Origin of the sequence: Bacillus sp. FSL K6-2865 (assembly GCF_040311405.1) — a bacterium.
Lineage (GTDB): Bacteria > Bacillota > Bacilli > Bacillales > Bacillaceae > Bacillus > Bacillus velezensis.
Map to the genome: position 1 here is coordinate 2,572,119 of NZ_CP152036.1, position 23,619 is coordinate 2,595,737.

27 protein-coding genes are annotated in these 23,619 nt (G+C 46.8%); 6 read left to right on the top strand and 21 right to left on the bottom strand.

From position 1 onward, the window contains the following. Positions 1-60: 60 nt before the first annotated feature. The 4 genes from NYE42_RS12485 to ytaF form a co-directional block, all read right to left on the bottom strand. Positions 61-798: a glycerophosphodiester phosphodiesterase gene (locus tag NYE42_RS12485; protein WP_053573207.1), complete on the bottom strand. Its 738-nt coding sequence runs from the start codon at positions 796-798 to the stop codon at positions 61-63. An 87-nt stretch (positions 799-885) separates the two neighbouring features. Continuing rightward, positions 886-1,512 (bottom strand): N-acetylmuramoyl-L-alanine amidase, encoded by a 627-nt coding sequence (locus NYE42_RS12490; RefSeq protein ID WP_017418119.1) that lies wholly within the window; start codon positions 1,510-1,512, stop codon positions 886-888. 18 nt (positions 1,513-1,530) lie between these two features. Then, complete coding sequence (locus NYE42_RS12495; RefSeq protein WP_014721488.1) at positions 1,531-1,848, bottom strand: hypothetical protein; 318 nt, start codon at positions 1,846-1,848, stop codon at positions 1,531-1,533. Between the two features lie 308 nt (positions 1,849-2,156). After that, entirely contained in the window at positions 2,157-2,780 is a 624-nt protein-coding gene (gene ytaF, locus NYE42_RS12500) for a sporulation membrane protein YtaF (protein ID WP_007408366.1), read from the bottom strand. A gap of 146 nt (positions 2,781-2,926) precedes the next feature. Here ytaF and NYE42_RS12505 point away from each other — a divergent pair, with 146 nt between their 5' ends. From NYE42_RS12505 to alr, 6 genes are all read left to right on the top strand, one after another. Then, positions 2,927-3,559 (top strand): helix-turn-helix domain-containing protein, encoded by a 633-nt coding sequence (locus NYE42_RS12505; RefSeq protein WP_007408365.1) that lies wholly within the window; start codon positions 2,927-2,929, stop codon positions 3,557-3,559. 290 nt (positions 3,560-3,849) lie between these two features. Next, complete coding sequence (locus NYE42_RS12510; protein ID WP_014470646.1) at positions 3,850-3,987, top strand: hypothetical protein; 138 nt, start codon at positions 3,850-3,852, stop codon at positions 3,985-3,987. A 93-nt stretch (positions 3,988-4,080) separates the two neighbouring features. Further along, positions 4,081-5,199 (top strand): NADH-dependent flavin oxidoreductase, encoded by a 1,119-nt coding sequence (locus NYE42_RS12515; protein ID WP_199022654.1) that lies wholly within the window; start codon positions 4,081-4,083, stop codon positions 5,197-5,199. 125 nt (positions 5,200-5,324) lie between these two features. Beyond that, positions 5,325-5,537 carry a spore germination protein gene (locus NYE42_RS12520; RefSeq protein ID WP_186314433.1) on the top strand — a complete coding sequence of 71 codons (213 nt, stop codon included), beginning with the start codon at positions 5,325-5,327 and terminating at the stop codon, positions 5,535-5,537. Between the two features lie 125 nt (positions 5,538-5,662). Then, positions 5,663-5,875 (top strand): spore germination protein, encoded by a 213-nt coding sequence (locus tag NYE42_RS12525; protein ID WP_003153181.1) that lies wholly within the window; start codon positions 5,663-5,665, stop codon positions 5,873-5,875. A 176-nt stretch (positions 5,876-6,051) separates the two neighbouring features. Next, positions 6,052-7,233, top strand: a complete 1,182-nt coding sequence (gene alr / locus NYE42_RS12530; protein ID WP_007408361.1) for an alanine racemase — start codon at positions 6,052-6,054, stop codon at positions 7,231-7,233. Between the two features lie 148 nt (positions 7,234-7,381). Here alr and spo0A read toward each other — a convergent pair whose 3' ends face one another. The 17 genes from spo0A to spoIIIAF form a co-directional block, all read right to left on the bottom strand. Continuing rightward, positions 7,382-8,182, bottom strand: a complete 801-nt coding sequence (spo0A, locus tag NYE42_RS12535) for a sporulation transcription factor Spo0A (protein ID WP_003153177.1) — start codon at positions 8,180-8,182, stop codon at positions 7,382-7,384. Positions 8,183-8,462: 280 nt separating this feature from the next. Continuing rightward, positions 8,463-9,743 (bottom strand): SpoIVB peptidase, encoded by a 1,281-nt coding sequence (spoIVB, locus tag NYE42_RS12540; RefSeq protein ID WP_007408360.1) that lies wholly within the window; start codon positions 9,741-9,743, stop codon positions 8,463-8,465. Positions 9,744-9,906: 163 nt separating this feature from the next. Further along, the gene (recN, locus tag NYE42_RS12545; protein ID WP_007408359.1) at positions 9,907-11,637 is read right to left on the bottom strand and encodes a DNA repair protein RecN; all 1,731 of its coding nucleotides are present in this window, start codon (positions 11,635-11,637) and stop codon (positions 9,907-9,909) included. A 31-nt stretch (positions 11,638-11,668) separates the two neighbouring features. Then, positions 11,669-12,118, bottom strand: a complete 450-nt coding sequence (gene argR, locus NYE42_RS12550) for a transcriptional regulator ArgR (protein WP_003153173.1) — start codon at positions 12,116-12,118, stop codon at positions 11,669-11,671. A gap of 96 nt (positions 12,119-12,214) precedes the next feature. Then, complete coding sequence (locus NYE42_RS12555; RefSeq protein WP_007612503.1) at positions 12,215-13,060, bottom strand: TlyA family RNA methyltransferase; 846 nt, start codon at positions 13,058-13,060, stop codon at positions 12,215-12,217. Then, complete coding sequence (gene dxs, locus NYE42_RS12560; RefSeq protein ID WP_144464123.1) at positions 13,057-14,958, bottom strand: 1-deoxy-D-xylulose-5-phosphate synthase; 1,902 nt, start codon at positions 14,956-14,958, stop codon at positions 13,057-13,059. Before dxs ends, NYE42_RS12555 begins: the two co-directional genes overlap by 4 nt. Before the next feature lie 143 nt (positions 14,959-15,101). Then, the gene (locus tag NYE42_RS12565; RefSeq protein ID WP_007408353.1) at positions 15,102-15,992 is read right to left on the bottom strand and encodes a polyprenyl synthetase family protein; all 891 of its coding nucleotides are present in this window, start codon (positions 15,990-15,992) and stop codon (positions 15,102-15,104) included. Beyond that, on the bottom strand, positions 15,982-16,236 hold the full coding sequence (locus NYE42_RS12570; RefSeq protein WP_007408352.1) for an exodeoxyribonuclease VII small subunit: 255 nt from the start codon (positions 16,234-16,236) through the stop codon (positions 15,982-15,984). The genes NYE42_RS12565 and NYE42_RS12570 overlap by 11 nt, the downstream gene beginning before the upstream one ends. Then, positions 16,236-17,579, bottom strand: coding sequence for an exodeoxyribonuclease VII large subunit (xseA, locus tag NYE42_RS12575; RefSeq protein ID WP_064107140.1), 1,344 nt, complete (start codon positions 17,577-17,579; stop codon positions 16,236-16,238). Before xseA ends, NYE42_RS12570 begins: the two co-directional genes overlap by 1 nt. A gap of 123 nt (positions 17,580-17,702) precedes the next feature. After that, the gene (gene folD / locus NYE42_RS12580) at positions 17,703-18,554 is read right to left on the bottom strand and encodes a bifunctional methylenetetrahydrofolate dehydrogenase/methenyltetrahydrofolate cyclohydrolase FolD (RefSeq protein ID WP_007408350.1); all 852 of its coding nucleotides are present in this window, start codon (positions 18,552-18,554) and stop codon (positions 17,703-17,705) included. A gap of 11 nt (positions 18,555-18,565) precedes the next feature. Next, positions 18,566-18,958 carry a transcription antitermination factor NusB gene (nusB, locus tag NYE42_RS12585; protein ID WP_007408349.1) on the bottom strand — a complete coding sequence of 131 codons (393 nt, stop codon included), beginning with the start codon at positions 18,956-18,958 and terminating at the stop codon, positions 18,566-18,568. Positions 18,959-19,222: 264 nt separating this feature from the next. Then, positions 19,223-19,630, bottom strand: a complete 408-nt coding sequence (locus tag NYE42_RS12590) for an Asp23/Gls24 family envelope stress response protein (protein ID WP_003153156.1) — start codon at positions 19,628-19,630, stop codon at positions 19,223-19,225. A 21-nt stretch (positions 19,631-19,651) separates the two neighbouring features. After that, positions 19,652-21,004, bottom strand: a complete 1,353-nt coding sequence (gene accC, locus NYE42_RS12595; protein WP_007408348.1) for an acetyl-CoA carboxylase biotin carboxylase subunit — start codon at positions 21,002-21,004, stop codon at positions 19,652-19,654. A gap of 14 nt (positions 21,005-21,018) precedes the next feature. Beyond that, a complete protein-coding gene (accB, locus tag NYE42_RS12600) occupies positions 21,019-21,498 on the bottom strand; it encodes an acetyl-CoA carboxylase biotin carboxyl carrier protein (RefSeq protein WP_007408347.1) in 480 nt (159 codons plus the stop codon). 153 nt (positions 21,499-21,651) lie between these two features. Next, positions 21,652-22,302 (bottom strand): SpoIIIAH-like family protein, encoded by a 651-nt coding sequence (locus tag NYE42_RS12605; protein WP_007408346.1) that lies wholly within the window; start codon positions 22,300-22,302, stop codon positions 21,652-21,654. A 3-nt stretch (positions 22,303-22,305) separates the two neighbouring features. Beyond that, positions 22,306-22,998 carry a stage III sporulation protein AG gene (spoIIIAG, locus tag NYE42_RS12610; protein ID WP_015417802.1) on the bottom strand — a complete coding sequence of 231 codons (693 nt, stop codon included), beginning with the start codon at positions 22,996-22,998 and terminating at the stop codon, positions 22,306-22,308. After that, a complete protein-coding gene (gene spoIIIAF / locus NYE42_RS12615) occupies positions 22,991-23,611 on the bottom strand; it encodes a stage III sporulation protein AF (RefSeq protein ID WP_003153146.1) in 621 nt (206 codons plus the stop codon). The genes spoIIIAG and spoIIIAF overlap by 8 nt, the downstream gene beginning before the upstream one ends. Between the last annotated feature and the right edge of the window lie 8 nt (positions 23,612-23,619).

Here is a 23,619-nt window from a genome sequence, read left to right on the forward strand (position 1 = left end):
GTTATGAGTGCACCGCCTTTTTCCAGCCCATAAAAAAAGAAGACTGTCTGAACAGTCTTCTCAGCTGCGGCATTCTTTTTTTATAGAAACGGCCAGCTTTGGATAATCGGTAAAAATTGCGTCTGCTCCCGCTTTCATCAGCTGCTTCATATCCTCAGGACGATTGACGGTGAACGGACGGAGCGCCGCTTGGTGTTTTGCAAGATGTTTGATCACTTCAGCGCTCACCGCCGGCGTACCGAGCTTCGGATGATAACCTGAAGCGGGAATGGCGGCAAGATACCGTTCAGGCCGGTACAGCACATCCATTGTCAGCACCGCCCGTTCAATTTCAGGCGCCAAGGCGTGGCAAACCGCGAGACTCTCATGATTAAATGAAGAAAAAATAACGCGCTTTTCCAGTCCGTAATATCTGACTTTTTTAATCACTTCTTCTTCCATTCCTTCGTAACGGAATACACTGTTTTTCAGCTCAATGTTTATCAGAAAATCAGCACGTTCCGCAAAACGCAGCACATCTGACAAAAGCGGAATTCTGACACCTTTAAAAGCATCTTTCCATTTTCCGGCGGCATCGGCGGTTCTGATTTTGTCATACGCCGTATCTTTCACAAATCCTTTCAAAGACGTCGTGCGGTCGAGGGTTTCATCGTGAATGACCACGATCCGGCCGTCTTTTGTCATCTGTACATCAAGTTCGATTCCGTCAGCCCCGTCCTCAATCGCTTTTTTGAATGCGGGCATCGTATTTTCAGGGCAGTCGCCCGACGCCCCCCGGTGGGCAAAAATATTCGTCATATGTGTCACCTCAGGTGTTTGTCATCGGTTTTCTCTATTATAATCGTTATGCACATAAGGAGGGTGCTATTTACACATATTTTATAATTACCGTCCGCTGTAATAGGTTTCGATTCCGTTTACAACGGCGTCCGCGGCGTGCTCTTGTCCGTTATCGCTTTTCAGCTTGTCCGCATCTTGAGGATTTGTGATAAAACCTAATTCAGCCAGCACACTCGGCATCTTTGAATATGTAATAACATAAAAAGGAGCTTCTTTTACGCCTCTGTCCTTCATCCCTAAAGACGTGACAAGCTGCTGCTGGATGTCGGAAGCAAGCCTTTCGCTGTCTGCTCCTTCATATGTCGAATTAAAATACGTTTCCGTGCCCGATGCCGTTGAGACGGCTGAATTCGTATGGAGGCTGACGAATAAATCGGATTGGCTGGCGCTTGCTTTCGCCACCCGCTCGTCCAAACGTAAAAAAGTATCGTCAGTCCTTGAAGCAACAGGTTTTGCGCCTTCTGTCTCCAATTTGGCGATCACCTTGTTTGACACCGCTAAATTGATGTTTTTCTCAAGCAGTCCATTTCCGCCGGCCCCGCTGTCTTCTCCGCCATGTCCGGCATCGATATAAATGGTTTTCCCTTGCAAAGGTTCAGCTGCATAAGCAGACGGCGCAAGCAGAAGAAGAGCGGCACCGAAGGCAGCAGCGCTTTTTGTCAGTAAACCCACGTTTTTTCCTCCCCGTTTTCACATATCTGTTTCTTTTTTCAGTTCCTCAAGCCGTAATTGTCCGTTGCTCTCTTTTTTATAGGTGATTTGCACCGCCGTATGTTCAGGCAGAGACTGACATTCAAACCGCTTAGCGAAAGGCACCTTCACCTCTTGCCTTTCTCCGTCAATTTCGACCGCGATCGTATCGTTTCCGGCCGCTTTTATAAATGTTCCTTCCTGTGTAAATGACGGCGCCGCATCAGCCTCCGCGGTATACTCGCAGCCTGATAACAGCCATGCGGTGAAGATCAGAAGTATGACAGACTTCACACAGATCACCTCACGTTTTCTCATTCGGCTTTATCTTTGAACAGAATGACCGATTTGTAAAGGGAGCCTCCATTCCTCCAGCGCTTTTCCATATTTGGAATGAAGGCTATCTGACCTGCTGTTTACCTGAACTTAGAAAGAAAACAAGCTAATCAGTCTATGAAAAAAGTTCTGTCTGAAGGCCGAATATGCAGAATTTAACGGAAACGGACGACTTTCTGTTCATTTTGAAAAAATATCAGATCGGCAAAAAAAGAGAGCCGCGTCATGCGCTCTCCCGAATAGAAACATTCATATTTATTTTGAGCTTTTCATAAAATGAACGGGACAACTTAAAAGAGCAGCGTATTGGCGGCAATGATGAGAATAATCACTCCGCTCAGCACCGTGCTGAACTGTCCGACGTGAAAAGAACCGATGCGCAATGACGCGGCTTTTTTTCCAAGCGAGCAGCCGATCCATATGGTCAAAAAGCTTCCGACCGCCGCAGTAATGGAAATGGCAGCGGGAGAAAGCCCGATCAACCCCGCGCTTAATCCGTTGGTCAGCGCATTTGCGGATACGGCCACCCCGAGAACCATGGATTCCAATATACCGATTTCTCCCGAACCGTCGGCATCCGCTGCCTCCGGATTTTGCAGCAGACCGGCAAAACGGCCTTTTTTTCCTGACGCGCCAACACGCGCTGTTTTTCTCGGCACAGCCAGCAGAATGATGCGGATACCGATGACAGATAAAATAAACGCCGCCAGCAATACAGGAAGAAAGCCCGGTAAAACGGCTGAAATCCATTTGCCGAAATAAATTCCGATATAACTGAATACAAAACAGATAAAAGCGATCATCATATTTGACGCATGCGATATTTTGATTTTTCTGATGCCGTATGACATCCCCACTCCTAAATTATCAATGCTCGAGGACACTGCCAAACCTAAAATCAATAACCAAGCCATGTTCGTTTCTCTCCATTCTTTGATGTCTTTTCAACATGTTGTGCCGTTGAATCTACACTATCCTATTCAGCAGCACAGAAAAGGTACCTTTTCTGCAAAAATTATTGATTAATGATCATCATTCCGGCGGAAACGAGGTGACACCCTTGACAGAAAATAAAAATACGACACTGGGGCCCCTTTTAAAATCACTGCTTGATAAGCACTCGCTCTCCATGAGAAAACTCGGCGCCTTAACAAACATTGATACGGCCACCATCTCCCGGATTATAAACGGCAAGCAGAAGGCCAATTTAAAGCATCTTCAGGAATTTTCAAAACATCTCCGCACCCCGCTGGAGGAATTGCTTGAGGCGTCAGGCATAGACATCGGCCATGAAAAAGAAGCTGCGCCGCAAGACCCGATGCACGCGATTCAGGATATGCTGAATATGGCCGAGATGTTTGATCAGCCTTTTTCCCGGGAGCAAATTGAGCGCGAACTGACCAGATATGAACAATATGCCAAAACCCAGCAGGGCCATCGCCTGATTTGCGATGAGTTTCAAAAGAAAATGGACAATGAAGAAAGCGTCGGCCCTTTTATTGATCATTTGAAAAACATGCATCATCAGTATATGGATGAATCAACACCGGCTGAAGACCGCGCGATTCTCGGGAGCGCGCTGCTGTATTATATTTTAGCGACCGACGTCATTCCGGATTACATGTTTCCGATCGGCTACCTGGATGACGCCATCGCCGTTCAAATCGCTTTGAACCGGCTGAAAAAAAAGTAAAGGCGCTTAAAAAAGCGCCCTTTTTGTGTTGAAAAATATGAAACACCGCATTACGGTTTTGTCAAAACAGAGACAGCTGTCATATGATACATCAACCTAACAAAAAGGAGGGTGTCTTCTATGGACAGCAACACAGTTGTGGCAGTGTGCGCTCTGTTAAGTGTTGTGATTCAGATCGGAACGATATTCGCCGCAGGAAAGTGGAAAAAAGAATAAACAAATTGACGGTTTTTTCGCACAAGCGTATGCTTATAAATAACCTTGTAAAAGATAAGAAAGAAGATATGTATATGAAAAAAATCATTCTCCTCTTCGCCGCCGCTGTCATATTCAGCTCGATCGGCCATCAAATTTCAGGAGGATATAAAGATCCTGAAAAGGAACGGAGAAAACCGTTTCATTCGTTTAAATGGTTCAGCCGGTCATAACCTCAGGAAGAAGAACAAGCAAAATAATTGCACACAATTAAAACATAAGCTAGAATACGGACGAGTTAAACTCCTAAGGAAGAAGGCGAAATGATGAAGCAAACTTATAAACCGCTGTTTGAACCTTTTACGTTCGAAAGCGGCGTCACTATACCAAACCGTATTTCAGTCGCACCGATGACACACTATTCATCAAATGATGACGGAACGATTTCCGACCGTGAATTAAACTACATTACTCCCCGTTCAAAAGAAATGGGCATGGTCATTACGGCATGTGCAAACGTAACGCCGGACGGCAAAGCGTTTCCAGGCCAGCCCGGCATCTATGATGATTCTCACATTCCCGGCTTGAAAAAACTCGCTCAGGCGATCCAGTCTCAAGGAGCGAAAGCCGTTGTGCAGATTCACCACGGAGGATTGGAATGCCCTCCTGAACTCGTGCCAAACAACGACGTCGTCAGCCCGAGCGGCTCAGAAGAAGACGGGAGACAAACGTCCCGGGCTCTCACCGAACAAGAAATTGAGCACATCGTGAAAGCATTCGGCGAAGCGACATGCAGAGCGATTGAAGCCGGCTTTGACGGTGTTGAAATTCACGGGGCAAACGGGTACCTGATTCACCAATTTTATTCACCGAAAACAAACCGGCGCACAGACCGCTGGGGCGGAAGCGATGAAAAGCGCCTTGCGTTCCCGCTTGCAGTCGTTGACGCTGTCAAACAGGCAATTGATACACACGCTGAAAATCCATTCGTTCTCGGCTACCGCCTGTCACCGGAAGAGCCGGAAACACCGGGGCTTACAATGAAAGAAACATTCATGCTCGCCGACGCGCTTGCAGAAGAGAACTTGGATTATCTGCATATTTCACTGATGGATGTCAATTCCAAAGCCCGCCGCGGGGCGGATACTTCACGGACGCGGATGGATTTATTAAACGAACGCGTCGGCCATAAAGTGCCGCTGATGGCCGTCGGTTCCATCTATACCGCGGACGAAGCGCTTGCTGTATTAGAAAGCGGAATTCCGCTGGTGGCTCTGGGACGTGTCATTTTGATTAACCCCGAATGGGCGGTGCTGGTCAAAGAAGGCCGCGAACAGGAAATCGAAAAAGCCATTCAAGCATCTGAAATTGAGAAATACCGACTTCCTGAACCGTTATGGGAAATGATTCAGAATACAGGCGGCTGGGTGCCGTTTGAAAAGTAGACTAAAAAACTGCCGGATGTCCGGCAGTTTTTTTGATTCACAAGTTTTTACCGCTTTGTTTACTCCTATTTCTAACACACAGCGTACATATAGTAAATAGATTAATAGAAAGGAGACCGTATATGATGGGTGGTTTTCCTATTACGATTAATAGTCTTTCCGGAAACGGGGTTGTCAATGTCGGCGGTGCGTTTTCGATAAGTCCTTTAACCGTATCAAAAACCGTCTACGGCTCAGGTGGGGGAAATACGGGGATGGTCCTGCAAATGAATCAATCCAGCACATCTCAATCTTCAAGCTCACAATACTCTGATCAAAATGTAACGAAAACATTATGACATCCGTATTTCCCTCCCTTTCCGGCTGGCAGCAGCCGGATTCTTTTTGCCGTTTTGTTTAATCTTATTCCATATCACAGCGTACATATAGTTAGTAGACTGTGAGAGAAAGGAGAAAAAATAGAATGAGCGGTTGCCCGATTACGATAAACAACGTATCAGGAAACGGAGTTGTCAATGTTGGCGGCGCCATATCCATCAGTCCGCTGACTGCATCAAAAACCGTTTTCGGTGCCGGAGGGGGAAATATCGGCATTGTCATTCAAAACAATGCTGTAAGCCAGTCCAAAATGTTTGAACATCAATTTTCAGATCAGAATATTGTAAAGTCAATTTAAGGGCTGCCAAGCAGCCCTTTCAGCATAAATAAAGCAGGCGTACTGATTTCCTGAAACCTTGATTTTTAAACATCAGCGATCACCTTCCCTTGTTTTGAATGATTTCAGTTCAAGGTGAATAGAATGCAGATTGAAAGCATGAGTACTGAAACTCATTAAGGAAAGAAGGAATCGTGATGAAAAAACTTTGCCGGGAAGTTTGGATTGAAGTTGACCTTGATGCGATAAAAAAGAATGTACGGGCGATCCGCCGCCATATTCCGAATACGTCTAAAATTATGGCCGTCGTAAAAGCGAACGCTTATGGCCACGGGTCTGTGGAAGTAGCGCGGCAGGCACTGGAAAGCGGGGCGAGCGAGCTCGCTGTCGCAAGTGTCGAAGAGGGAATTGTGTTACGGAGAGCGGGAATTACGGCACCTATTCTTGTGCTCGGCTTCACAGCTCTCAGCTGTGTGAAAAAATCTGCCGTTTGGAACATAACATTATCAGCGTTTCAAGTCAGCTGGATCAAAAAAGCGAATCGGATATTGGAAAAAGAAGCAGATTCGAAACGGCTGTCCATTCATATCAATGTGGATACGGGAATGGGCCGGCTGGGTGTGCGTACGGAAGAAGATCTTTTAGCAGTGGTGAAAGCGCTCAAGTCGAGTACATATCTGTCATGGGATGGCATCTTTACACATTTTTCAACAGCGGATGAACCGGACACTGAGCTGACGATGCTGCAGCACGAAAAGTTTATCAGCTTTCTCCGCTTTTTAAAAAATCAAGACATTACGCTGCCTACCGTGCATATGTGCAATACAGCCGCCGCTATCGCATTCCCGGAATTCAGCGCCGACATGATCCGTTTAGGCATTGGGTTATATGGTTTATATCCGTCCGCCTCGATAAAGGAACTGAACCTCGTGGATCTCACACCCGCACTAAGTTTAAAGGCGCGTATCGCTTATGTGAAAGCCATGGTGACAGATCCCCGGACCGTCAGTTATGGCGCCACATATATCGCCGAACCTGGTGAAATCATCGCGACGATTCCAATCGGCTATGCTGACGGTTACTCCCGCGCCCTGTCCAACCGCGGGTTTATTCTTCACCGCGGCAGACGGGTGCCGGTGGCGGGGAGAGTGACAATGGATATGATCATGGTCAGTTTAGGTGAGAATGAGGGCAAACAAGGAGAAGAAGTCGTCATCTACGGTAAACAACAAGGAGCCGAGATTTCCGTTGATGAAATTGCCGAAATGCTCGGTACGATCAGCTACGAAGTCTTATCTGTGTTAAGCCGCCGCGTCCCCCGCTTTTATTTCAGAGACGGCAAAATCATTAAAATATCAGCTCCGGTATTATACGTGTAGACGGCATAGATCCCGCATTTATGTATAGAACAAGTACCGGCGTGAGTGATTTCCATTGTTTTCGTCAGCAAAATTTCAAAACGCCTTCTCTTCCGCGTTCATGCACGGAATAGAAGGCGCGAAAAAGACATCTAGCCAAAAGCTTGCGTTACGAAGCTTTATGCTCCAATCTCAGCTTGTCAGCAACCATCGCGATGAACTCTGAATTGGTTGGCTTTGCTTTTGTCATGCTTACCGTATATCCGAACAGTGAAGAAATGGAATCAATATTTCCCCTGCTCCATGCGACTTCAATGGCGTGGCGGATGGCCCGTTCTACACGGCTTGCGGTCGTGTTGAATTTTTTGGCGATGTCGGGATAAAGGACTTTTGTGATGCTGCCGAGGAGTTCAATATCGTTATACACCATGGAAATGGCTTCACGCAAATAAAGATAGCCTTTGATATGGGCAGGCACACCGATCTCATGGATAATGCTTGTAATGCTGGCATCGAGATTTTTCCGCTTCGGCTCAGGCTGGCTGCGGATAATGCTGCTTTGCGCAGACGGCGCACGGTGTGTGACACTGCTGACATTTCCGCTTACCTGGCGGATATGGCCGACAAGGTTTTCCATATCAAACGGCTTCAGGATGAAATAGGACGCGCCTAAATCGACGGCTTTTTTCGTAACGTCTTCCTGACCGAATGCCGTCAGCATGATGACGTTCGGCTGCTTCTCGAGCTCTGATTCCCGCAGACGCTCCAAAACCGCAAGTCCGTCCAGATGCGGCATGATAATGTCTAAAACGAGCACATCTGGATTCTTATCTTTAAACAAAGAAAGACATTCCTGTCCGTTATAAGCAACGCCGATCACTTCCATATCATCCTGTCCCTCTATATATTCACTCAACAGGCTTACAAGCTCTCGATTATCATCAGCAACACAAACTTTAATTTTCTCCACGTTTCTTCCTCCCCCAATGTATTAACAGGACGCAACCCATTTGACTGCTACATGTTACATTCGACAAAACCACTACTTCCCCTTTTAAAAAATCCATATTTACCAATAATAGTGGTATATCTTTGTTTTTCTAGCATTTTCTAGGTTTTTCGACTAAAAATTAAGTTTGACAAATCAGGAAACGTGAATTTGTCGAAAAATCTTCATGTCTTATTTTACATGAATCCAGGAAAGAAGTGAAGAACGCATCACATAAAAAAACTGCCGGATCATCCGGCAGTCAGCTTGCTTTGTCTTTCCCGTAAACATCAACACCCGCTTCAGACAGCATCCATTCGATATGAACGCCGTAGCCGCTTGTCGGATCATTGACAAATACGTGGGTTACGGCTCCGACGACCTTTCCGTTCTGGATGATCGGGCTTCCGCTCATCCCCTGAACGATTCCGCCGGTTCTTTTCAGCAGTTTCGGATCTGTCACTTTCAACACCATTCCCTTTGTCGCCGGGAATTTTTGCGGCGTGGTGCTGACGATTTCAATATCAAATTTCTCTACTTTATCGTTTTCGATAACCGTCAGCATTTGCGCAGGTCCTTTTTTCACTTCATTTGACAAAGCAATCGGAAGCGCTTTGTCGGAAATGTTGTTTTTAATCGGCTGATGCAGTGTCCCGAAGATGCCGAACGGGCTGTTGCGGTTAATATCGCCGATCGTTTTCCGTTCTGACGAAAACCTTGCCAGTTTTTCGCCGGGATTGCCGCCTTTTCCTTTTTCAATCGATGTTACAGTTGAACGGACGATTTCTCCGTCTTCTACAACAATCGGTTTTTTTGTATCCATATCAGAGATGACGTGGCCCAATGCGCCGTATTTTTTTGTTTTCGGTTCAAAAAATGTCATGGTGCCGATGCCGGCTGCCGAATCGCGGATATAAAGGCCGATTCGATATTTCCCCTCGGCTTCGTCCTTTGTCGGAATCAGCTTTGTTTTGATTTTTTGCTTATCGCGTTTCACCAATAAATCCAAAGATTCACCGGTTTTGCCCGCTTTTTGAATAAACGGGGCGATATCGCTCATTTTTTCAATTTTATGTCCGTTCATTTTAATAATGATGTCGCCAGATTCAATTCCCGCTTGTTCTCCCGGAGACTTTTTCCCATCCTTTGTCATCACTTGGTGAAAACCGACCACCAAAACACCGACTGAATGCAGTTTTACACCGATGGACTGTCCGCCCGGAATGACCTTCAATTCTGGAAGGACACGCACTTTCGTTTTTTTAATGGGAAATCCGGCAAGATCATATACTACTTCTGACCGGCCTTGTGTTTGCCCTGTTATGTTTGCATGGCCGTGCTCTTCTTTCAGCGTAAAGGCTTCTGATAATTCGCCCTTTTCAGCGCTTATTGATGCATTAACCGGAACGGCCTGTGTCTGGTTTTCAAAGACGCTCATTTCTGACGGTATCAGTAAATATTCTTTAAATGGCTTAAAAAAGCCTACACTTAGTAAAGAAACAAGGAGAATTACACCTATTGCTTTCCTCATGTTATCGTGCATTCATTCCTTCACTCTCCTCGCTCCTATCCCACACCACTTTCTTTTTCTGCTACATCTATACTTTTGCCTTCCTGCGCTTGATTTATAACCGGCATACGAAGAAAAACATTGGATACACTGTTAGAGAAATGGAACAAAAAAATAAGCTGCCTGTATCAGCAGCTTATCCTGTCGTTTTTACCTGTCCGGCCTGTTTTAAAAGCTCTTGTGCATGCCGTTTTGTCAGATCGGTCACTTCGACGCCCGCAATCATGCGGCCGATTTCCGCTACCTTGTCCTGTTTAGAAAGCGGCGTGACATGCGTTGTCGTCCGGCCGTCTTTGAATTCTTTTGCGATCAGAAGGTGCGTATCCGCCATAGCGGCAACCTGCGGCAGGTGTGTAATGCAGAGCACCTGTGAACCGGTCGATACTTTATGGATTTTTTCCGCGATGGCTTGGGCAACCCGCCCGCTTACACCGGTGTCCACTTCGTCAAAGATGATGGAGGTGACATCCTGCTGGGAAGAAAAAATACTCTTCATCGCCAGCATCACCCTTGAAAGCTCGCCTCCGGAAGCGACCTTTGACAGCGGTTTTAAAGGCTCACCGGTGTTTGTTGAAATTAAAAACTTCACAAGGTCAATCCCCTTTTGGGTAAGCTGCACGGGCTGCCCGTTAACAACCGGTGCTTCACTGGCTGACGGATCGGTTTTCACGAGAAATTCCGTATCAAACGTTGATTTGCCCATATACAGACTTTTTAATTCCTGATGAATCGCTTCCGCCAGTTTCTTAGCCCAAGCTTTTCTGATTTTTGATAAATTGGCGGCTTCTACGGCCACATCTTTGCCGACCGACTCCAATTCCTTCTTCAGCGCTTCAAGGTGGCTGTCGCGGTTCTCGATTTGATCGATTTCCTCTTCTATTTTAGAGCCGTATTCCAAAATGTCTTCTACCGTCGCTCCGTATTTGCGCTTCAGCTGTTTGATCTCATTTAAACGGGTTTCAATAAAATTCAGCCGTTCCGGGTCATATTCCAGATCATCTAACAGATTGCGCATCTGAAAGGTTGCATCCTCCAGCAGATAATAGGAACTTGACACACTTTCTGACAGCTTTTGCAGCGGTTCATTGATATCCGAAATATCTTCAAGCTGGGCAGAGGCCATTCCGACCCAGTCAAGCCCCCCCTGCTCGCTGCGGAGCGCATTATAGGCGTTTTGCAATGATTCATAAATTTTTTCAAAATTGGATATCTGCTTCCGTTCTTCCTGAAGAAGCTCGTCTTCATTCAATTCAAGCTTCGCCGACTCGATTTCTTCAAGCTGAAATTGAATCAGGTCTAACCGATGCGCCATTTCCTGCTCGCTTTCTGACAGCTTCTTCACTTTTTTGAGCAGCTTCATATAACGCTCATAGCCTTCATGGTAAGCCTGAAGCGCGGATTCGGCCTCAGCGCCCGCAAACCTGTCCAACAGCTCTAAGTGTTTATCGTCCTCCATTAACAGCTGGTTATCATGCTGTCCGTGAATATCTAATAAAAGTCTGCCGATTTCCCTCAAAGCCGCAATCGTCACTAATTTTCCGTTGACACGGCAGACGCTTTTTCCTCCGGCATTAATGTCCCTTCTCATGACAATCATGTCGTCAGATGCGTCTATTCCCTGCTCACGGCATACTTCAAAAACGGGATGACCGCTGTCCAAAAGAAACAGTCCTTCAAGCTCGGCCTTTGTTTCACCGTAACGGACAAATTCAGACGAGCCGCGGCCGCCGACTAATAGGGAAACGGCGTCTATAATAATTGACTTGCCGGCCCCTGTTTCTCCCGTCAGGACGGTGAGCCCCCGTTCAAACGAAATCGTCAGTTCCTCTATAATGGCAAAGTTTTTTATTGATAGTTCAGCTAACAAACAGCATTCCACCTTTTATCTGATAATTACGCTACAGCAGCTCCAAAAGACGGCTTTGAACGCCCTCCGTATCTTCAGGCGTCCTGCAGATGATTAAGATCGTGTCATCTCCGCAAATCGTGCCCATGATTTCTTCCCATTCGAGATTATCCATCAGAGCGCCGATTGCCTGAGCATTCCCCGGCATCGTTTTTAATACGATCATATGGCTTGCTGAGTCAATTTTTACGAACGCATCCATTAATGAACGCTTCAGTTTTGACAGCGGATTGAACCGCTGATCCGCCGGCAGGCTGTATTTGTAGGAGCCGTTGTTTGTCGGCACCTTAACGAGATGCAGCTCTTTAATGTCTCTGGAGACAGTCGCCTGAGTTACCTTATATCCTTCTTCTCTCAGCATGTCAACTAAGTCATCCTGCGTTTCAATCTCATGGCTTGTAATAAGCTCTCTGATTTTTATATGCCTTTGGCCTTTTGTCATGTAAGCACCTCTGTTTTCAAGCTGTTCTTGTCATTATGTTAACCGCTTCTTGATAAAAAGTACATGATGGCAGAAAAAAGGAATAATAGCCCCCTATTATTCCGGTACATCTGTCTTTTTGGCTTTTAATGTCTCATGTGCTTCGCGGACGGTACGGAGAATGTCTTCTTCCGGCAGTTCAGCGCCGTTTCCGTCTTCTCCGCCCCATTCCAAATGAAGCAGAAACTCAATATTACCGTCTCCCCCTGTAATCGGTGAGAAGGACAGTCCTTTCACTGTATATCCTTCAGAAGCGGCAAATTGATTCATGCGGCGGAGAACGTCAGTATGAACGCCGGGATCTCTGACAATGCCTTTTTTTCCGACGGATTCCCGTCCGGCTTCAAATTGCGGCTTTACCAGTGCGATACAATCGCTCCCCGGTACAAGCAGCGTTTTTAAAACCGGGAGAATGAGGCGGAGTGAGATGAAAGAAACATCGATTGTCGCAAATTCCGGCAAACCCTCTGTGAAATCGGAAGGCTCGGAATAGCGGAAATTCGTCCGTTCCATGACGACGACCCTCTCGTCCTGTCTGAGCTTCCAGGCAAGCTGATTATAGCCGACATCCACTGCGTAGGACCGCTCGGCTCCGTTTTGGAGGGCGCAATCCGTGAATCCCCCTGTAGACGAGCCGATGTCAATCATCGTTTTGCCTTTTACCGAGACGGGAAACACTTCCAGGGCTTTTTCAAGCTTTAATCCGCCTCTGCTGACGTATTTAAGAGGGTTTCCTTTTACCGTTAACGGAAGATCCCGGGCGATTTTTTCACCCGGTTTGTCCAATCGGTTTTCATTTGAGTATACGATGCCCGCCATAATGGCGCGTTTCGCTTTTTCCCGCGTTTCCGCAAGGCCTTTTTCTACAAGAAGTACATCTAATCGTTCTTTTTTTGCTGTCATGATCCAATTCCTTTATGTGTCTTCGGCGGCATCAGCAGTTTGATCCGGTTCATAACCTCAGCCTTCGTGAGACCGATTTCTTCAAGCAGGGCGGTTACGCTGCCGTGCTCAATAAACCGGTCTGGGATGCCCATTCTGTCAATCGGTGTATGATACATGCCGAGGTCATGAGCGTATTCAAGAATCGTGCTGCCGAATCCGCCTTCAAGCACGGCTTCTTCTATCGTTAAAATCGGCAGACCTTCATTAAGAATGGCCTTCATCATTTGTTTATCAATCGGTTTTATAAACCGCGCATTCACGACACGCACGGACAGGCCTTCTTTTTGCAGTTCTTCAGCCGCTTCCAGCGCCATTTCAATGGTCGTACCGAATGTTAAAATGACCGCGTCTTTTCCGGGACGGAGCACTTCCCATGTTCCGATCTGAATGGTTTTCAGCTCTTTATCCATCTTTACGCCGAGCCCGTTTCCGCGCGGGAAGCGCATCGCGATCGGACCCTCCTCATAATTAAGGGCTGTATTGACCATATGGCGGCCTTCATTTTCATCCTTCGGCATCATTAAAACGAGGTTTGGTATATGCCGCAAAAAGGCGATGTCAAAGACGCCTTGATGCGTCTCCCCGTCGGCGCCGACCAAACCGGCGCGGTCAATGCCGATAAATACATTCGCGTTTTGACGGCAGATGTCATGGACGACCTGATCGTACGCCCGCTGCAAAAAGGTCGAATAAATCGCAAGAAACGGCTTCATGCCTTGGAGCGCCATTCCAGCCGCCATCGTCGCCGCATGCTGTTCTGCGATTCCGACATCAAACATGCGTTCAGGGAATTCTTTCGCAAACCCTTCCAGTTTAGAGCCGACCGGCATGGCCGGTGTAATGGCGACAATTCTGTCATCCTCGCGCGCCAGCTCCTGCACGGTGCCGCTGACAAGTCCGCTCCATGAAGGCGCCGCGGCTTTCGGCTTGACGAAATCACCCGTATTGATTTTATAAGGACCCGTTCCGTGCCATGTGCCGATTGTGTCGGTCTCAGCCGGTTTATAGCCTTTGCCCTTTTTCGTAATGACATGTAAAAGGACAGGGCCTTTCGTTTTTTTGGCGTATTGCAGGTTTTCAAACAGTTCGTGGTAGGAATGACCGTCAACCGGGCCTAAATACGTAAAGCCCAGCTCTTCAAAAAACATGCCTGACACAAGCATATATTTCAAACTGTCTTTTATCCGTTCAGCTGTGGCGGCCAATTTTCCGCCGACGGCCGGGATGCGCTTAAATAAATATTCAAGCTCGTCTTTTACCCATTGATATTTGCCGGCCGTGCGAAGCCGTCCCAGCATAGAATGAATCGCCCCGACATTCGGCGCAATGCTCATCTCATTATCATTCAGGATGACGATCATGTCTTTCTTCTCATCACCGATATGGTTCAGCGCTTCAAGCGCCATTCCTCCGGTTAAAGCGCCGTCTCCGATAATCGGGATGATATATTCTTTCGATCCTTTAATATCACGGGCGGCAGCCATTCCCATCGCGCCTGAGAGCGAGGTTGAGCTGTGGCCTGTTTCCCATACGTCATGTTCGCTTTCGCTGCGTTTCGGGAAACCGCAAAGCCCTTTATATTGGCGCAAGGTTTCAAACTCCTTGCCGCGCCCGGTTAACAGTTTATGAACATAGGACTGATGTCCGACATCCCATAAAAATTTATCTTTCGGACTGTCAAATTCTTTGTGAAGCGCAATTGTCAGCTCGACAACCCCGAGGTTCGGCCCGATATGGCCGCCAGAGGCAGACAGCGATGTGATGAGGAAATTGCGGATCTCCTCACTCAGCTCTTCCAGCTGTTCAATTGACATCTTTTTAAGAAATGACGGGTCCTGTATTGATAAAAGATCCAAAGCGGATCAACTCACTTTCAGAATGAATTTCTGCAAATTAAACAGTGTCTTTTTGAAAAAAGAAAAAGACTCCCTTTGTATTTTCATCGAAACTGCTTACATTTTACCATAGGAGCGGCAGCCCCTTCAAATCAGGACCGTTTTTAATGATCTCTCGCCGCGATTAAATCACAGAGGTCATGCAGCAATTCTTTCTGAAGAGAAAGGCCGCTGATGATCTGTTTCGCCTCGCTGATATGATACGCAAGCTTTTCTTTCGCACCTTCAAGCGTTAAAAGCGACGGATACGTTGATTTTTCATTCGACGTATCTGAGCCGACCGGTTTGCCGATCCTCTCCTCATGCCCTTCAATATCAAGGATGTCGTCTCTGATTTGAAATCCGATGCCGATATGGCTGCTGAACAAACGGAGCTTTTCGACTTCATCCTCCGGCGCATCTGCCAAAATGGCGCCCGCCGTCACGGAAAAACCGAGGAGCTTGGCCGTTTTCCGCTCGTGGATGGATTCCAGCTCCTCAAGCGTTATCCGCTTTTGCTCCGCTTCCATGTCGGCAGCCTGTCCGCCGACCATTCCTTCCGTTCCCGCCGCGCTGATCAGCTCATCGACGAGACGGAGCCGTTTTTCTGCTGAAACCGCCTCAGACACATGAGATGTGATCAATTTAAAGCTTTCTGTCAGAAGCCCGTCTCCGGCCAATACGGCTGCCGCTTCTCCGAAGACTTTATGGTTTGTGGGCTTTCCCCGGCGCAGATCATCATCGTCCATGCAAGGCAGATCATCATGGATTAAAGAATACGTATGAATCATTTCGACAGCGCATCCGACCGGAATCCCGTCTTTTTCATCTTTTCCGTAAGCATTCAGAACGGCTAAGACGACGAGGGGGCGCAGCCTCTTTCCGCCCGCTTCCAAAGAATACAGCATAGATTTTTTGAGGGTTTCCGGCATCGCAAGCCGTTCTGTATACAAAGAAAGCTGCTGTTCAATCAGTTGTTTGCGCGATGCTAAAAATGCGTCCAGTTTATTTGTCACCTTCGTCTTCCTCCTGAACGCTGAAAGGTGCAAGTTCGCCGTTATCTTTTAAAATAAAGTCCATTTGCTTTTCGACATGCTGAAGCTTTTCATGGCACATTTTTGAAAGGGCCATCCCTTCCTGAAAATAATTAATCGCCTGCTCCAGCGGCACGTCCCCTTCTTCAAGCTTTGCCACAATGCCTTCAAGGCCTTTCATCGCCTCTTCAAATGTCAGCTCTTCACTTTTTTTGGTTTCTGTCATTATCGTTCGCCTCTCTTTTGCAATACTTCACACGTCAGAACGCCGTCTGTCATCTTTACTTCAAGCGTATCATTTTGTTCCACTTGATCAACGCTTTTGATCAGCTCTTTGTCTTTATAGGCCAGGCTGTATCCTCTCTCCATCACCTGAAGTGGACTTAATGCATTCAGTTTACCAAGAACCGTCTGAAACTGCGAATGAAGCTGCTTCAGCTGGACATTCATGCTTCGGGCGAGCTGATTTGAGCGCTCCTCGTACCGTTTTTTCGCCTGTTTCAGCTGGGTTTCAGGGTGGAGCGCCGTTAATCTGTACGTATTCCGCTCAAGCTGCCTTTGTTTCCTGTCCGTAAGCCCTGTGAGCTGTGATTGGAACTGCTGATACAAAAGGTCAAACTGCTGTTCTTTTTGGGTATACAATCGTTTCGGAAAACGGAACGCGTAGGATGACTGGAGCGATTGAACCTGTTCTTTTTTCTTGCTGATATGCTGCTGCATCGCTCTTGTCAGGCGGACTTCCGCCGTTTTTGTCCGTTCCATTAAGTCCGTCGTGTGGGGAACGGCAATTTCTGCCGCTCCTGTCGGGGTTGCCGCCCGGATATCCGCGACGAAATCACTGATTGTAAAATCTGTTTCATGTCCGACGGCTGATATAATCGGAATGGCGGAAGCAAAAATCGCCCGGGCCACGATTTCTTCGTTAAATGCCCACAATTCTTCGATCGAGCCCCCTCCCCTTCCGACGATCAGGACGTCACACATTTTTTGTGCATTGGCTTCTTCAATGCGCTTCACAATCGATCTGCTGGCATTTTCACCTTGAACGAGCGCGGGAAGCACAATGACTTTCACAAGGGGGTATCTTCTTTTGAGTGTGGTAATGACGTCTCTGACGGCTGCTCCCGTCGGTGACGTGACGACCCCGATCGTGGCCGGAAAAGCGGGGATGGCCTGCTTATGCCGGTCATCAAACAACCCTTCGCCGGCAAGTTTTTTCTTTAATTCTTCATATGCTAAGTAGAGCGCCCCCACACCGTCCGGCTGCATTTCTTTCGCGTACAGCTGATAGCTTCCGCTCGGTTCATAGACGGAGATGCCGCCTCTTACGATGACCTTCATTCCGTCTTCTGGCTTAAACGCAAGCCTCGAACTTTGCCTCTGAAACATGACGGCCTGCATGCGGGCATGCTCATCTTTTAATGTAAAATAGATGTGGCCTCTCGTATGAATTTTAACATTGGAGAGCTCACCCTTAATCCAAATGTCTTCAAGATGAGGGTCCACATCGAATTTTCGTTTAATGTATTTGGTCAGCGCGGAAACCGTGACATATGCCGCTTCACTCACATCCTGCACTCCTTTCATAAAGGCTTTTTGCCCTAAACTAAGAAAACCCGCTCTGGCTGAAAGGAGCCTTAAGAAGCGGGTATCGTGCTCATTGTCACAATTTTTGTGACTGTCTCCGGTTATCTATGATAACGTACGTCTGGCAGATTTAACAGTATTATGCGCAAGCATTGTGATGGTCATCGGACCTACTCCGCCCGGCACCGGCGTAATGAAAGATGCTTTTTCTTTCGCTTCATCAAACTGAACGTCTCCGCAGAGTTTTCCGCTTTCGAGACGGTTGACGCCGACATCAATGACAATGGCGCCCTCTTTGATTTGATCAGCTTTGATGAAGTTCGCTTTACCGACCGCTACCACAAGAATATCTGCTTTTTTCGTATGCTCAGACATATTTTTCGTGCGGGAATGGCAATATGTGACGGTCGCGTTTTCGTTCAGCAGCAGCTGGCCGACCGGTTTACCGACAATATTGCTTCGTCCGACTACAACAACTTCTTTGCCGGAAAGATCTACGTTCGTCTTTTTCAATAACTCGACAATTCCGTGCGGCGTGCATGGAAGAAATGTATCTTCGCCAAGCAGCATTTTCCCGACGTTGAGAGGGTGGAAACCGTCAACATCCTTATCAGGGGAGATCCGCTCGATTACGGCTTTTTCAGAAATATGATCCGGGAGCGGCAGCTGGACGAGAATGCCGTGGAATTCCGGATTTTGATTATACTGATCAATCACTGTTAAAAGCTCCGCCTCGGTTAAGCTTGAGTCAAAGCGGTCAAGCTTAAATTTCATTCCCATTGTTTCAGCGGCTTTTTTCTTGCCTGTCACATATGAAACAGAAGCGGGATCGTCTCCGATTAAAATGACCGCCAATCCAGGCACTACGCCTTGTGCTTTCAGCTCTTCTACTTCTTTTGCCAATTGTTCGCGTTTTTCTTTAGCCGTTTCTTTTCCGTCGATGATTGTTGCAGTCATTTTCTTTCCTCCTATGATTCGATATCAGTTTTAATGTTAGAAAGAACCCCGTTTACGAATTTTGCAGCTTTATCGTCGCCGAACCGTTTTGCCAGCTCGATTGCTTCGTTTAATGACACGTTAGCAGGAATGTCGTCAGAATAAACCATTTCATACACCGCCAGACGCAGGATCGCGCGGTCTACGTTTGCAATCCGGTCAAGCTTCCAATTGACGAGATGGCCGGAAATCATTTCATCAAGCTGAACCTGATGTTCGATCACTCCGTACACCAGCTGTTCAAAGAAGGCATCTGTTTTTTCACCATCAAGCGCGTGCTCAATGGCATCGTTCGGTGCAATATCGCTGACATCAATCTGAAAAAGTGCCTGCAAAGCTTTTTCTCTAGCTGTTCTTCTTTTCATTTTCTTTCTCCTTCAGATCCGCTTTATCCGCTTGTCGTTAAGCTTAAAGAGATCATAACATATTTTTTTCTCAATCGCATGTCGAAATTTAGGTTTTTTCACCCTAATGCCGAATATTTTCACAAACCGTATTAATTTCATTCGGATTTCACAGCATGAAGAAACTCGGCTGCCGTTTGTAAGCCGGCTTTCTTCATGCCTGAAATGACGGGAAACGTATAAAAAACCAAAGGGCTGCCCATCCCCTTGGTTTTTATACGCTCATTACATTTCTTCGTCGATTTCGACTTCTTGGGCTTTCGTGTCAAATTGAATGCCGACGATATGAATATTGATTTCATTAATGGTCAGAGACGTCATGTTTAATAAGGTTTGGCGGATATTCTCCTGAACGCTTGCCGCCACTTTCGGGATCGAGATCCCGAATTGAACGACGCAATAGACGTCGATGGTAATCCCGTCATCGGCTAAATCGACCTTTACGCCTTTGCCGTGATTGATTTTGCCGAAGCGTTCTACGACGCCCGTGGCGAAATTGCCGCGCATTTCAGCAACTCCTTCAACTTCGGAAGCGGCGATGCCGGCAATGACTTCAATGACCTCAGGAGCAATTTCAACCTTGCCTAAATGAGCCTCATCATGATCCATTTTAAGCACACTGTTGTCTTCCATTCAATTCACCTCCCGCAAAAATTATGAGCCCATTACATCATATGTTTCTAAAAACTTTGTATTAAACTCTCCGCTGACAAATGTTTCGTGTTCAAGCAGTTTCAAATGGAACGGAATCGTCGTTTCAATACCTTCAATCACGAATTCGCTCAGCGCGCGTTTCATCCGTGCGACTGCCTCATCACGCGTTGTTCCGTATGTGATGACTTTAGCAATCATACTGTCATAGTACGGCGGGATCGAGTAGCCGGGATATGCGGCTGAATCCACGCGTACGCCGAGTCCGCCCGGCGGCAGGTACATGTTAATTTTACCGGGTGAAGGCATGAAGTTTTTCGCAGGATTTTCAGCGTTGATGCGGCATTCAATCGCCCAGCCGTTAAATTCAACGTCTTCCTGTCTGAGCGAGAGCTCCTGTCCGGATGCCACTTTAATCTGTTCTTTGATCAGATCCGTTCCCGTCACCATTTCTGTGACAGGGTGCTCTACTTGAATACGCGTGTTCATTTCCATGAAGTAGTAGCGCTGTTCTCTGTAGTCATAGATGAATTCTACTGTGCCGGCTCCCGTGTAACCGACGGCCTTCGCTGCTTTTACCGCTGCTTCACCCATCTGCTCCCTGATTTCAGAATCAAGCGCAGGTGACGGTGACTCTTCAAGAAGTTTTTGCAGACGTCTTTGGATAGAACAGTCACGCTCTCCGAGATGGATTGTGTTTCCGTAATTATCCGCAAGCACCTGAATTTCAACATGGCGGAAATCTTCTATGTACTTCTCGATGTACACACCCGGATTTCCGAATGCCGTAGCGGCTTCCTGCTGGGTAATCTCAATGCCTTTGATCAGTTCTTCTTCTGTGCGTGCGACCCGGATGCCTTTTCCGCCTCCGCCCGCAGTGGCTTTTATAATGACAGGATACCCAATTTCACCTGCAAGCGAAACCGCTTCTTCCGTATTTTTTATGATTCCTTTTGAACCGGGCACAATCGGCACGCCCGCCAGCTGCATCGTGTCGCGTGCGATATCTTTTGTTCCCATTTTTGAAATGGCGTCAGCCGTAGGGCCGACAAACGTTACGTTTAATTCCTCGCACAGCTCGGCAAAGTCGGCGTTTTCAGCTAAAAACCCGTATCCCGGATGAATCGCATCCGTGCCGGTCAGCTTTGCGACGCTGACGATGTTCGTTACATTTAAATAGCTTTCTTTTGATGTTTTCGGCCCGATACAAAAAGCCTCATCGGCCATTTGGACATGCAGGGCGTCTTTATCTGCCTCAGAATAAACGGCTACAGTTTCAATGCCCAGCTCTTTGCAGGCCCGGATGATTCTGACGGCGATTTCTCCTCGGTTGGCGATCAATAGCTTTTTAATCATAATAGCAGGTCTCCTTACTCAGCTTTTACAAGAAATAGAGGTTGTCCGTATTCGACCAGCTGGCCGTTTTCAACTAACACTTCAACGATTTCTCCTTTTACTTCGGCTTCAATCTCGTTAAAGAGTTTCATTGCTTCTACGATACAAACAACTGTATTTTCGCTCACTTTTGAACCTTGGTTTACGTAAGGGCCGGCTTCCGGCGATGAAGAAGCATAAAACGTTCCGACCATCGGAGACGTAATTTTGTGCAGGTTTTCGTCTTGTTTCGGCGCTTCCTGAGCAGGAGCGGCTTCACTCGCTTCCGGTTTTGCAGCCTGCGGAGCAGGTGCGTAAGCGGCGGGAACGGCTTGGGCTTGTCCCGTTACATTCACTGCCGGCGCTTCATTTTTTTTCAGTTTGAGGCTTACGCCTTCAATTTCGTAAACAAATTCGTCGATGGAAGATTCATCGATTCTTTTTATCAGTTCATGAATTTCGTTGATTTTTAACATCAGTTTCCACTCCTATGTATAAAAAATAGAAATTTATGGGTTGCTACTAAAAGTACATACTATGTTTATCTTACAGGAGCGCTTGTGTAAATTCAACACTGATCTAAAATGACATCAGAAAAGCCCGCAGCGGGTGCGGGCGGTTCAGGTCTCTTATTTTGTCGGTTCAAACGTGACGGCGACGTCTTTCATCGTCTTGATTTCTTTTTCCACCAGGTCAATGATAGCGGAAGCTTTTGCGTTTGAATGTTTGTCAGACATGACGGTAATGTTGATTTTGTCTCCTTCAGCATCCACGAGCGCATCTTTGTAGCCTTGTGTTTTAATCAGCGTTTCCAGCTGTTTTTCCGTCCCTTCAGCATTGCTCAGCGCCGTCATTTTATCGTAGGCTTCGCTTTTTTCCTTTGCGGTCGCATCATCGCTTGAAACAATGCTGTTTAACTGTTCCCTTTCTTTGCTTCTCGCGTCTTCAAGTTCCATGCGGTATGCGGTAAATAAGTTTTCATCAGCTGTTTCTGTGGCGACCGATCCGTCTTTGTCCGATGCTTCGGCTGATGTTTCTTTATCCTCTTTTGTGCCTTTAGAATCTTTCGTTCCTTTTGTGCCGTCTTCTTTTTCCGTGCCGCTTCCGCTCTTATCTTTCGTTTCAGGAGCCGGCGTTTTTTCAGTGGCGACTTCTCCGCTGCTTTTTTCGCTTTTCATCTGCACGGCATTTTTGCTTTCCGGCGACATAATATAATAAACACTTAATACCACGACGAGACTGAGCATTGTTAAAAGCCAAACCGTTTGTTTTTTCAGCATGATTTATGAATCCTCCTTGATTTTTTTAGGGGCAACCGCTACACGATAGCTCGGAACATCGAGCACCCTTGTGACGGCATCAATGATGGTTTTTTTTATTTGAACGTTGTCCACTCCCTGAGCGACAACGAGTACACCGCGGATATCGGGCTTTTTCGTCTGGACGACGACCGGGGTTTCCTGGTCCCCGTTTCGAATCATGACAATTTGTTCTTCAGAGGTTTGATCGGTTACGCTTCTTTTGCCGCCTTCTTTATCGGTTTCTTCAGTGGTGGTGTCTTTTTTCGTTTTATTTTTCTCAAACACTTTCAGAGATGTTGCGTCTACGTTTACGACAATTGAGACATCCTCCACGCCGATAATCGTTTCAAGGATTTCTTTCAGCTGGTTTTCATAGTCTCTTTCGTAATCATCGATTGTGGTTTTTGCGCTGCCGTCTTTCGATGCCTTAAAAACGGGTGCGCTTTTTTGCCCGCTTTTGTCTTCCGTTCGGCCGGACATGACGGTCTGCGCCGTTTGGTCCTTCTCGGTTTTCTCCGGTGAAGAGAACAGCTGGCTGACCAGCATAAAAGATACCCCGAGCACAAACACGAACAGAAAGTAATGATATTTTGTCAGTTTTGGTTTTTCTCCGTCTTTCGCCTGTCCGATCATCAGCTGTTTTTTGAGTATGGTCCATAGTCCGTTTTTATTCATGGCCGTTTTTCTCCCCGCCTTCCATATAAACCGTAATTTTCTCACTGCCGATTTCCCATATATCCGCAAGTTTTTCTTTGATGTCTGCGGCCTCTTTTTTGTCGGCTGCGCCTTCCGGTTCGTATTTGCGGTCTGTGCGGATGTCGATCGGTGCGACGGTTTGCACGGTTTTTTCAGAAGATGGGGCCATATACACGCTGATCGTTTTTACATCTTCTTCTGAACGAACCTGTTCTTCCGCTGTAAGGCGGATGTCGTCTATTTTGTATTCGTCATGACTGAACATCTCCTCCGCTTTCTTTTTTAGTTGGACAGCCATTTCTTCTAAAACATATGCGCGGTTTGATGCTTGTATTTCTTTTTTTTCTGATTTAATTTGATTTTTTATATCAGCGGATTGAGATTGCTCTTGTTTTGTCAAATAATCGAAGATGATTTCCGGGTCTGTTTTGAAAAGTTTGAATATCGGGTTGAGCATGACAATGATTAACAGCAGGCTGACAACCATCTTTGCGTATTTTTGCATACTGGAGCTGGGCAGCAGCATGTCGATGACGATGGCGAATAAGATAAATAAAATAATGCTTGTCAGCCATTCTGTTAAAAAGCTCATATCCAATG

Excerpts from the sequence above, each read along its gene's own strand:
- spoIIIAG (WP_015417802.1), bottom strand. The coding sequence starts at position 22,998 with ATGAATAAAAACGGACTATGGACCATACTCAAAAAACAGCTGATGATC.
- NYE42_RS12525 (WP_003153181.1), top strand. The coding sequence starts at position 5,663 with ATGAGCGGTTGCCCGATTACGATAAACAACGTATCAGGAAACGGAGTT.
- NYE42_RS12605 (WP_007408346.1), bottom strand. The coding sequence starts at position 22,302 with ATGCTGAAAAAACAAACGGTTTGGCTTTTAACAATGCTCAGTCTCGTC.
- NYE42_RS12485 (WP_053573207.1), bottom strand. The coding sequence starts at position 798 with ATGACGAATATTTTTGCCCACCGGGGGGCGTCGGGCGACTGCCCTGAA.
- spoIIIAF (WP_003153146.1), bottom strand. The coding sequence starts at position 23,611 with ATGAGCTTTTTAACAGAATGGCTGACAAGCATTATTTTATTTATCTTA.
- nusB (WP_007408349.1), bottom strand. The coding sequence starts at position 18,958 with ATGAAAAGAAGAACAGCTAGAGAAAAAGCTTTGCAGGCACTTTTTCAG.
- NYE42_RS12570 (WP_007408352.1), bottom strand. The coding sequence starts at position 16,236 with ATGACAGAAACCAAAAAAAGTGAAGAGCTGACATTTGAAGAGGCGATG.
- NYE42_RS12510 (WP_014470646.1), top strand. The coding sequence starts at position 3,850 with ATGAAAAAAATCATTCTCCTCTTCGCCGCCGCTGTCATATTCAGCTCG.
- ytaF (WP_007408366.1), bottom strand. The coding sequence starts at position 2,780 with ATGGCTTGGTTATTGATTTTAGGTTTGGCAGTGTCCTCGAGCATTGAT.
- NYE42_RS12520 (WP_186314433.1), top strand. The coding sequence starts at position 5,325 with ATGGGTGGTTTTCCTATTACGATTAATAGTCTTTCCGGAAACGGGGTT.
- NYE42_RS12515 (WP_199022654.1), top strand. The coding sequence starts at position 4,081 with ATGAAGCAAACTTATAAACCGCTGTTTGAACCTTTTACGTTCGAAAGC.
- NYE42_RS12555 (WP_007612503.1), bottom strand. The coding sequence starts at position 13,060 with ATGACAGCAAAAAAAGAACGATTAGATGTACTTCTTGTAGAAAAAGGC.
- accC (WP_007408348.1), bottom strand. The coding sequence starts at position 21,004 with ATGATTAAAAAGCTATTGATCGCCAACCGAGGAGAAATCGCCGTCAGA.
- NYE42_RS12590 (WP_003153156.1), bottom strand. The coding sequence starts at position 19,630 with ATGGAAGACAACAGTGTGCTTAAAATGGATCATGATGAGGCTCATTTA.
- accB (WP_007408347.1), bottom strand. The coding sequence starts at position 21,498 with ATGTTAAAAATCAACGAAATTCATGAACTGATAAAAAGAATCGATGAA.
- argR (WP_003153173.1), bottom strand. The coding sequence starts at position 12,118 with ATGACAAAAGGCCAAAGGCATATAAAAATCAGAGAGCTTATTACAAGC.
- folD (WP_007408350.1), bottom strand. The coding sequence starts at position 18,554 with ATGACTGCAACAATCATCGACGGAAAAGAAACGGCTAAAGAAAAACGC.
- alr (WP_007408361.1), top strand. The coding sequence starts at position 6,052 with ATGAAAAAACTTTGCCGGGAAGTTTGGATTGAAGTTGACCTTGATGCG.
- spoIVB (WP_007408360.1), bottom strand. The coding sequence starts at position 9,743 with ATGCACGATAACATGAGGAAAGCAATAGGTGTAATTCTCCTTGTTTCT.
- NYE42_RS12495 (WP_014721488.1), bottom strand. The coding sequence starts at position 1,848 with ATGAGAAAACGTGAGGTGATCTGTGTGAAGTCTGTCATACTTCTGATC.